The sequence below is a fragment of the Halomonas sp. BC1 genome (assembly GCF_002078135.1).
Taxonomy (GTDB): domain Bacteria; phylum Pseudomonadota; class Gammaproteobacteria; order Pseudomonadales; family Halomonadaceae; genus Vreelandella; species Vreelandella stevensii.
Genome location: NZ_LFGS01000015.1, coordinates 3,179 through 4,589 on the forward strand (window position 1 = coordinate 3,179; position 1,411 = coordinate 4,589).

At 62.6% G+C, this 1,411-nt stretch carries 1 protein-coding gene; it reads right to left on the minus strand.

Features of this window, described 5'->3' with window-relative positions; translation table 11 throughout:
• Window positions 1-272: 272 nt before the first annotated feature.
• Window positions 273-1,310, minus strand: coding sequence for an IS110 family transposase (locus tag B7L72_RS11410; RefSeq protein WP_081194420.1), 1,038 nt, complete (start codon window positions 1,308-1,310; stop codon window positions 273-275).
• Between the last annotated feature and the right edge of the window lie 101 nt (window positions 1,311-1,411).

Here is a 1,411-nt window from a genome sequence, read left to right on the forward strand (position 1 = left end):
TATATGGAGTCCTCCCCGTTTGCCAGCATGAGGCGCGATGGGCGGTAGGTACGACTGCACACGTATATCCGGTCTCACTAATGATGCCCAAGGCATCGGACCCTGATGGGCTATCCGCACGTCAGCTCCCAGTCGCTTACACGAGCTCAGCGGCTCTACGCTCATTAAGGGGTTGTCTGACGTCGGTTCGACCTGTGCGCCATCTGCAGCATGCTCAGCAATCGTGGTGGTGGGGTATCTTGTTGAAAACTCGGTAATTCGGTAAGTGCATGTTATGCCGCATGCGCCGCCAGGTCGGGGTCATAGACGCTGTCGTGGCGAGTGATCGCCCAAGCGATACGTGCCGTCTTGTTGGCCAGCGCGATGACTGCGACATTGACGTGCTTGCGCTCGGCCAGCTGCCTGAACCAGTGGCTGAGGTTGTCCTCATGGCCTTCGTTCCATCGCAATGCCGCGCGAGCCCCATGCACCAGCAGGGTGCGCAGGTAGCTGTCGCCGCGTTTGCTGATGCCCAGCAGGCGGTCACGTCCGCCGGTACTGTGCTGTCGCGGGGTCAGGCCGAGGGAGGCGGCGAAGTCACGCCCGCGCTTGAAAGCCTGGGCATCTCCCAGGGCCCCAGCCAGGGCGCTGGCGGTCAGTATGCCGACACCGCGCAGGGTCATTAGCCGCTTGGCGATGGGGTCGGTCTGGGCGTGACGTTCGATGCGTTCTGTCACCGTGACGATGCGTTCATCCAGGTGGCGCAGGTCCTCGGCGAGGCCCGCCAGCAGGACACGGAAGTCATCGGTCAGGCCGTTCTCGGCGTCCTCCAGCCAGCGTGGCAGGGCAGCACGCAGCTGGCCGATGCCGGTGGGCGCCACCAGCCCGTACTCGCCAATCAGGCCACGAATCTGGTTGGCCTTGGCGGTTCGCTGCTGAACCAGTTCGCTACGGATGCGATGCACTGCCTGGACATCCTGCTGTTCAACGGTCTTGACCGCGACGAAACGCATGTTGGGCCGGCCCATGGCTTCGCAGATGGCCTCGGCATCGACACGGTCGTTCTTGTTGCTCTTGACGTAGGGCTTGACGAACTGGGCAGCAATCAACTTGACGCGATAGCCGCGTGCTTGCAGCTCACGGGCCCAGTGGTGGGACGAAGCGCAGGCTTCCATGCCGATCTCGGCCCCCTCGGGAACCCGTTTGGCGATGGCGTCCAGCCACTTACCGCGGGAGTACTTGCCGCGCCACTGGACCTGATCATGGCGATCCACGCCGTGCACATGAAAGACAGACTTTGCGATATCCACGCCGACCCGGGTAATGTTCATGGGGAGTTCTCCTCATCCTCAAGCTGGTCAGTGATGCTCTCACCCACCAGTGTGGCGCAACGACGCCGGAGTAGGGTGGGGAGGACTCCATCCCATTGCTT

What these genes read in the sequence shown, in the direction of transcription:
- B7L72_RS11410 (WP_081194420.1), bottom strand. Translation starts at nt 1,310, where the DNA reads ATGAACATTACCCGGGTCGGCGTGGATATCGCAAAGTCTGTCTTTCAT.